Annotated in this window: 8 protein-coding genes; 2 read left to right on the forward strand and 6 right to left on the reverse strand. The window is 51.4% G+C overall.

Annotation, left to right across the window (positions count from 1 at the left end):
- The first annotated feature begins 182 nt into the window (after nt 1–182).
- Nucleotides 183–1,064 carry a 4-hydroxy-tetrahydrodipicolinate synthase gene (gene dapA, locus MHN01_RS10475; protein ID WP_239411304.1) on the forward strand — a complete coding sequence of 294 codons (882 nt, stop codon included), beginning with the start codon at nt 183–185 and terminating at the stop codon, nt 1,062–1,064.
- A 30-nt stretch (nt 1,065–1,094) separates the two neighbouring features.
- Entirely contained in the window at nt 1,095–2,123 is a 1,029-nt protein-coding gene (bamC, locus tag MHN01_RS10480) for an outer membrane protein assembly factor BamC (RefSeq protein WP_239411305.1), read from the forward strand.
- 115 nt (nt 2,124–2,238) lie between these two features.
- Here bamC and lipA read toward each other — a convergent pair whose 3' ends face one another.
- From lipA to rodA, 6 genes are all read right to left on the reverse strand, one after another.
- A complete protein-coding gene (lipA, locus tag MHN01_RS10485) occupies nt 2,239–3,207 on the reverse strand; it encodes a lipoyl synthase (RefSeq protein ID WP_239411306.1) in 969 nt (322 codons plus the stop codon).
- Nucleotides 3,191–3,865 carry a lipoyl(octanoyl) transferase LipB gene (gene lipB / locus MHN01_RS10490; RefSeq protein ID WP_370646487.1) on the reverse strand — a complete coding sequence of 225 codons (675 nt, stop codon included), beginning with the start codon at nt 3,863–3,865 and terminating at the stop codon, nt 3,191–3,193. The genes lipA and lipB overlap by 17 nt, the downstream gene beginning before the upstream one ends.
- Nucleotides 3,866–3,967: 102 nt before the next feature.
- Entirely contained in the window at nt 3,968–4,243 is a 276-nt protein-coding gene (gene ybeD, locus MHN01_RS10495) for a DUF493 family protein YbeD (protein WP_239411307.1), read from the reverse strand.
- A 162-nt stretch (nt 4,244–4,405) separates the two neighbouring features.
- Complete coding sequence (locus MHN01_RS10500) at nt 4,406–5,581, reverse strand: serine hydrolase (protein ID WP_239411308.1); 1,176 nt, start codon at nt 5,579–5,581, stop codon at nt 4,406–4,408.
- A 163-nt stretch (nt 5,582–5,744) separates the two neighbouring features.
- Entirely contained in the window at nt 5,745–6,548 is an 804-nt protein-coding gene (locus tag MHN01_RS10505; RefSeq protein ID WP_239411309.1) for a septal ring lytic transglycosylase RlpA family protein, read from the reverse strand.
- On the reverse strand, nt 6,549–7,604 hold the full coding sequence (gene rodA, locus MHN01_RS10510; protein ID WP_239411310.1) for a rod shape-determining protein RodA: 1,056 nt from the start codon (nt 7,602–7,604) through the stop codon (nt 6,549–6,551).
- Nucleotides 7,605–7,606 lie beyond the last annotated feature (2 nt).

Genomic DNA, 7,606 nt, shown 5'->3' on the forward strand with positions numbered 1-7,606 from the left:
CTTGCAAAAAGTGGAAAGCAGCGCACTTTTATATTAACTCTCTGATTGGTTTTACTTCACTGATTTACATACTCCTGTCTTGAGTTTACTGTAACTGAAAAGTACCATGGATACACCAGGCAGCATCGCTATCAGTGTAGATAGTTATGCTGCTTGGTATTCATTTTTAAGGGGAGATGGACATGTTTTCAGGAAGCATGGTAGCGCTAGTTACACCATTGGATGAAGCCGGCGAAGTTGATTACGCAGGTCTGGCTTCACTGGTGGAATACCACATTGCAGCAGGGACAGATGCAATCGTGGCAGTCGGGACCACGGGCGAGTCAGCCACATTAACGGTTGATGAGCATGTAAAGGTGGTTTTGAAAACATTAGAATTTGCGAATGGCCGCATTCCGGTCATTGCCGGCACCGGTGCAAATGCAACCCACGAAGCCATCACCTTCAGTAAACTCTTTTCGGGCACGGGTGTTGCAGCTTGTCTGAGCGTAACGCCTTATTACAACAAGCCGACCCAGGAAGGTCTGTACCAGCACTATAAAGCGATTGCAGAAGCCACTGAATTGCCTCAGATCCTGTATAATGTGCCAGGACGTACTGCCGTTGACATGTTACCTGAAACGGTCGCCCGTCTCGCCAAGATCGATAATATTGTCGGGATCAAAGATGCAACCGGCGATTTAGCTCGAGTACAAAAAACTCGGGAACTTTGTGGCGAAGACTTCATCCAACTAAGCGGCGATGATGCCACCGGGTTGGATTTTGTTGCTGCGGGAGGTCACGGAGTGATTTCGGTTACGGCGAATGTGGCTGCGGAAGATATGGCAACCATGTTTAAGTTGGCGCTTTCTGGTCAGATTGATGCCGCACGAGAGATTAACGAGCGCTTGATGCCACTGCACAAGACATTGTTTGTCGAATCTAACCCAATTCCGGTTAAATGGGCAGCTCACCAACTTGGTTTGATTAAGCACGGGCAGTTGCGTTTGCCACTTACTGAGTTGAGCGAATCAGCACAACCTGCTGTCACTGAGGCGCTTAAGGACGCCAAAGTGCTGCCGTAATTTGCTAGAGCGTAGGAGCGCAGAAGCTTAATGAATTATAAATACAGGCTGGCGGTAACTGCTGTAATGGTTGCCACATTGGCGGGATGCTCCGGTGGAGCAGAACGTCGTCGCCAGGCAAATCAAGATTTTACCTATCTTGAGACAAAGCCGCTGGAATCGTGGGCGTTGCCGAGTGGAGCTCAGGCATCCCAGGTGAATGATTATGCGATTCCGGTTCAGAGCTTTCCCGGCGAGCTAGGCCCCGCGGTTGATATCCGTCCGCCTCAACAGGTACTTGCGTTGATCCCCGGTGCGCGCACCGTCAAGGATGCAGACGGTGTCACACTGCTGTTGGCAAAGCCTGAAGAGCTGACCAAGGTATGGACGCTGACACAGCGCTTGATCGCCGAGCGGAATATCCAGCTACTTAGCCAGTCGGCCAATGTGATGGAAACAGACTGGGTGAACTGGGTCAACGAGGACGAGGAAAACCCGGTTGGCAGCCGATACCGGATTGAGAAATCCTCCGGTTCAGCAAGCAATAGCTACAAGATCACTTTGGTTGACTGGCGTGAAGGTGGTGTTGAGAAACCAGTGTCAGCGATTAACAAAGAACGCTATAGCATTTTGATGACCAACCTGGTTACGGCACGTTATGATCAGCAGGAGCGTGAGTTGGCTAGATTGCGTGCACAGGAGCTGGTCAAGCAGATCCCTATCTCAATGGGTCAGGACCGCAGCGGTCTGCCGGTCATTATTGCCCGCGCACCATATAATGTGTTCTGGGAGCGTCTGCCCGACCTATTGGGACAACTTGGCTTTACTGTTGAGGGGCGTAACCGTTCCCAGGGTGTGGTGGAAGTGAAGTTCCGTTCCCCGGATGATGCATTCTGGACTGAGCTTGGAACCAAGCCGATTCAGCTCGATGACCGTTCCTACAACCTCCAGCTAGGTGATTTGGGTAACCGGACATCTGTGAATGTGACAGATAGCGACGGTAAACCTGTTACAGAGGAAGCCCTGAAGAGCCTGGCTCCGGTCTTCGCTGCCGCGATTGATCGTGCCAACAACAGCTAGCCTGCTGTTTGACAACGATAAAAGATAAAAAAACCGCTTCGGCAATGCCGCAGCGGTTTTTTTGTAGGTGTTCCTCGAAGCAACCATTGCTTGAAGGCTTCGGCGCTTGAAGTGATTATTTCACTTCTTCACCTTTCGCTTGCATATCTGCATGATATGAAGAGCGAACAAACGGGCCACAGGCTGCATGGGTAAAGCCCAGCTCCAGGGCAATTTCTTTCAGCTCGTCAAACTCTGAAGGCGGCACATAGCGCTCAACAGGCAGGTGATGGCGGCTAGGGGCCAGATACTGACCCAGCGTTAGCATGGTCACACCATGGGCGCGCAGATCTTTCAGCACCTCGACAATTTCTTCTTTGGTTTCACCCAGTCCCATCATCAGGCCCGACTTGGTCGGAACGTCCGGGTGCATTTCCTTGAATTTTTTCAGTAGATCCAATGACCACTGGTAGTTGGCACCCGGTCGAGCCTTACGGTACAGGCGAGGAGCCGTTTCAAGGTTGTGGTTGAAAACATCAGGCGGATTATCGCGCAGGATATCCAGAGCGCGATCCATGCGGCCACGGAAGTCCGGTACCAGTGTTTCAATCTTAATCTCCGGGCTCTTGGCACGGATTTCACGGGTACAGTCAGCAAAGTGCTGGGCACCACCGTCACGCAGATCATCACGGTCAACCGAGGTGACAACAACATAACGCAGCTTCATATCAGCAATTGTCTGTGCCAGCTGGGTTGGCTCTTCTGCATTAGGCGGTAGCGGACGGCCGTGTGCAACGTCGCAGAATGGGCAACGACGGGTACAGATTGCACCCAGAATCATAAAGGTTGCGGTACCGTGGTTAAAACATTCCGCCAGGTTCGGGCAAGAGGCTTCTTCACACACAGAGTGAAGGTTGTTCTTGCGCATCGCCGACTTGATGTCCTGAATACGCTGGCTGTCAGACGGAAGCTTGATTTTCATCCACTCCGGCTTGCGCAGCACTTCTTTCGGTGCTTCCTCTGTCACACTACGGACAGGGATCAGCGCCATTTTGTCGGCATCACGGTATTTGACACCTTGTTCGATCTTAATTGGTTTGCTCATATGAATTGCTTTCCGTTTTCCACTCAACGCTCTGGTAATCGAGCAGTTTGACTAGCTCTTCTATAAGTACAGGCTGAACTTCTGCCAGTTCAGATGGGCCATTCATTGTTGCTAGCTGGGTCATTTCCATCCCCTGATAGCCGCACGGGTTAATGCGTAAAAATGGCGCCAGGTCCATGTTGATATTGAGTGCCAGACCATGAAAAGAGCAACCACGCCTGATACGAAGTCCAAGTGAGCATATCTTCTTGCCGTCGACATACACACCAGGAGCATCCGGGCGGGCATTGGACTCAACCCCAAAACGGGAAAGAGTGTTTATTACCGTATTCTCGATGTGAGTGACGAGGTCGCGCACGCCAAGTTTAATACGTCGCAGATCAATCAGAATATAAGCAACCTGCTGACCCGGACCGTGATAGGTTACCTGGCCGCCACGATCGCTTTGGACGACTGGGATATCGCCTGTATCGAGCAAGTGCTCGGCTTTTCCCGCCTGACCCTGGGTGAATACCGGATTGTGTTCAACCAGCCAGACTTCGTCCGTTGTCTCCGAACCGCGTTGATCTGTGAATTCGTGCATGGCCTGCCAAGTTGCTTCGTAGTCTCGGCGACCAAGGTTCCGAATAATAATAGTTTTTTGCAATTTAACACCCATATTGTCACCAGGTTACACCTGGGTTAATGACACCACATGGGTGCATTATAAAACTTGGCGGACAGTTATACAGCCACCAAATTGTAGGGACTTTCTGCGGTATTACAGTACCACACGGACAATATCAATCTCGCCCAGCTCTTTATAAAGCGTCTCAACCTGCTCGATCGATGTTGCGGTGATCGAAATTGAAACGGCACTGTAGGTACCCTTGCCGCTTGGTTTTACCGTCGGGGTATAGTCACCTGGTGCATGGCGCTGAATGACTTCAACAACCAGATCCGGTAGTTCAGGTTTGTTGTAACCCATTACCTTGTAGGAAAACTTACAAGGAAACTCGAGTAGGTCTTTTAGTTTTGGTTGTTCTTGCTGTTGCATTCTGAACTCCAGGGTTTTGCATTCGGTATTACTGTGTTTTAGCAGAGCATATTAATGGCTCAACCGCTATAAAACAAGCATCTGACTGTGGCGGTGGTGGGCGACAGATACAAAAAGAGGCAACATCCGTTGCCTCTTTCTATTGCTTTTCAGTAAGCTGGATTAGCTCAGCCAGCCTTTGAATAGCAACATAATATAATCAATTAGGCGACTGAACAGACCACCTTCGTTAACATCATTTAACGCCAGCAGCGGGTACTCGGCAATATCTTCTTCGCCGACGCGGTAGTAAAGTTTGCCGACAACGTCACCTTTGGAAATAGGGGCTTTCAGCTCTTTTTCCAGTACGAAGCTTGCCTTCAGATCTTTGGTCTGGCCGCGAGGCAGGGTAACGAAAGTATCCTGGTCAACCCCCAGAGACACCTCATCTGTATCGCCCATCCAAACCTTCTCGGTGACAAAGGTTTCGTTGGCTTTGTGCGGTGAAACCGTCTCGAAGAAACGGAAACCGTAGTTCAGCAGCTTCTTGCTTTCGGCTTTACGGGCATTCGGGCTCTTGGTGCCCATGACGACTGAAATCAGGCGCATTTTGCCTTCGGTCGCAGTACTGACCAGGCTGTAACCGGCATTGTTAGTGTGGCCGGTTTTAAGACCGTCGACATTGAGGCTCTTATCCCACAACAGGCTGTTGCGGTTGTATTGGGTAATGCCGTTGTAAGAGAATGATTTTTCTTTATAGATCGCAAACTCTTCCGGTACATCACGGATCAGGCCCTGAGCCAGCAGCGCCATATCGTATGGCGTTGTGAGCAGTCTCGGGTTGTCCAGGCCGTGAACATTGGCAAAATTGGTGTTATCCATACCCAGCGTTTTGGCCCAGGCATTCATTAGATCGACAAACGACTCTTCAGAGCCTGCAACATGCTCAGCCATTGCCACACAGGCATCATTGCCCGACTGGATAATGATACCGCGGTTGAGGTCGGCAACTTTGACTTCGCTGCCCACTTCGATAAACATTTTTGACGAGCCTGGAAAGTTTTTGGCCCATGCATTCTTGCTGATCACTACGGTATCGTCCATCGAGATGTTGCCTCGATTGACTTCTTGGCCGATGACGTAGCTGGTCATCATTTTGGTCAGGCTAGCAGGTGGGATCTGAACATTTTCTTTGTTTCCGGCCAGAATTTTGCCGGAATTGTAGTCCATCAGGACATAGCCCTTAGCCGCAATCTGAGGGGCTTCAGGTACTACAGCTGGTGCAGCTGCGACAGAAGCTGAAGCTAGCAGAGTCGCCGATACAGCTACAGAACGAATAAGTGCAGCAGATTTCTTCATGATAGTTGTAACTTAATTTGTCGATTGCAAAAAAACTTTACACACTATATCAGATTGAAAACTTAGAACCAGTTTTGCCGCCTACGAAGGCAGCAAGTTTGGCATTCTTACTGTTCTCTGACATTAATTTGGTGTAAGACCGTTGTAGATAGAGTCGAGATTGTTATTTTTGTTCCAGTTCGCGTTGCGAAGTTATGATAAAGGCCTGCGGGAACTGGGTGGTTTTGGCCTTGTCTCGCTGAAGCACGGCCTCGTCACGATCCAGATAGGGACCGAGGCGTAGGCGATAGACTTCTGCCGAGTCGGCTTTCTTCAGGTCGACCTGGGTAGCAAAATCCTGTTCTAGCTGTGTGGCCATCTGCTTGGCTTTGGTCTCGTCGGTGACGGCAGCTAGCTGGACGAAATAAAAGTGCGGGTTGGCACTTTGCCATTCGTCGGTAAATTCCGGTTTGGGGATCTGGATCAGCTCAATCTTCACCGGGGCGGTACCGTGCTTGACGACATCGAGTTTCACTGCCGCCGCCATACTCAAATCGATGATTCGCCCTTCATGAAAAGGACCGCGGTCATTGACCCGGACAATCGCCGTTTTGCCGTTATCGGTATTGGTGACCCTGACATAGCTCGGCAGGGGCAGGGTCTTGTGCGCCGCTGTCATCGAGTACATGTCATAAATCTCGCCGTTCGAGGTTTTATGGCCATGGAACTTCTTGCCATACCACGAGGCATAGCCTTCTTCGCTAAACGGTGTACTGGTATCAACGATTTGGTAGTCCTGGCCACGTAGCGTGTAGTCCTTGTTGCCTGCAAGACTCCTGGCTTCATAGCGTGGCTGGGCATCTTCGATATGATCCAGAGTCGGCGACGACTCAGGAGCGATATCATCGGCAATATCGTAGCGCTCATTGCTCGGTGCCGAGCTACAGCCTGCCAGTAGGAGTAATAATATAATTGGATACGCGCGCATTTAGGTCGCCTTAGACAACATTTTTCTGTGGGTGTGAATCGACATCAGGATCCCGAAGCCCGCCATCAGGGTAACCATGGAGGTTCCGCCATAGCTGACCAGAGGCAGGGGAACCCCTACCACCGGCAATAGTCCGCTGACCATGCCGATGTTAACAAAAATATAGACAAAAAAGCTCAGTACGATACTGCCGGCCATCATGCGGCCAAATGCTGTCTGGGCACGGCTGGCTAGCATCAGTCCCCGGCCAATAATGAACAGATAGATTGCGAGCAGGCAGATCACCCCGATCAGACCCCATTCCTCGGCAATAACCGCGAAGATAAAGTCGGTATGACGTTCAGGCAGAAATTCCAGCTGGGACTGGGTTCCCTGCATCCCCCCCTTGCCGGTCATGCCGCCCGAGCCGATGGCTATTTTTGACTGGATGATGTGGTAGCCAGCACCGAGCGGATCGGATTCCGGGTTGAACAGGGTCAGAACCCGGGTACGCTGGTAGTCGCGCATCAGGAACAGCCATAACACAGGGATAAAGGCACCGAGCAGTACTCCTGCAGCACCGATGATCCGCCAACTGATCCCGGACAGGAACAGGACGAATACCCCGGAGGCGGCAATCAGAATCGATGTTCCCAGATCGGGCTGTTTGGCGATCAGCACGGTCGGAACGAATATCATGACAAGGGCTATGACGATATTACGAAAACTTGGCGGCAGCGGCTGGTTACCGATAAACCGCGCGACCATCAGCGGCACCGCCAGCTTGATCAGCTCCGAGGGCTGGAAGCGGACGAAGCCGAAGTTCAGCCAGCGCTGCGCCCCTTTAGACGCCTCGCCAAAGAACAGGACACCGAGCAGCAACAGCAACCCGACGCCGAACAGGTAGGGAGCCCAGGCTTCATAGTGGCGCGGGGCAATCTGGGCGAGGATAAACATCACGCCCAGAGACAGGCACATGCGTACCGCCTGGCGTTCCATCATCGGCAGGCTCTGACCACTGGCGCTGTACATCACCATCAGGGCGAACGCCATCAGTGCCAGAATACCCAGCAGCAGCG

The sequence above is a fragment of the Photobacterium sp. OFAV2-7 genome, from assembly GCF_022347985.1.
In the GTDB taxonomy this organism is placed as follows: Bacteria; Pseudomonadota; Gammaproteobacteria; order Enterobacterales; family Vibrionaceae; genus Photobacterium.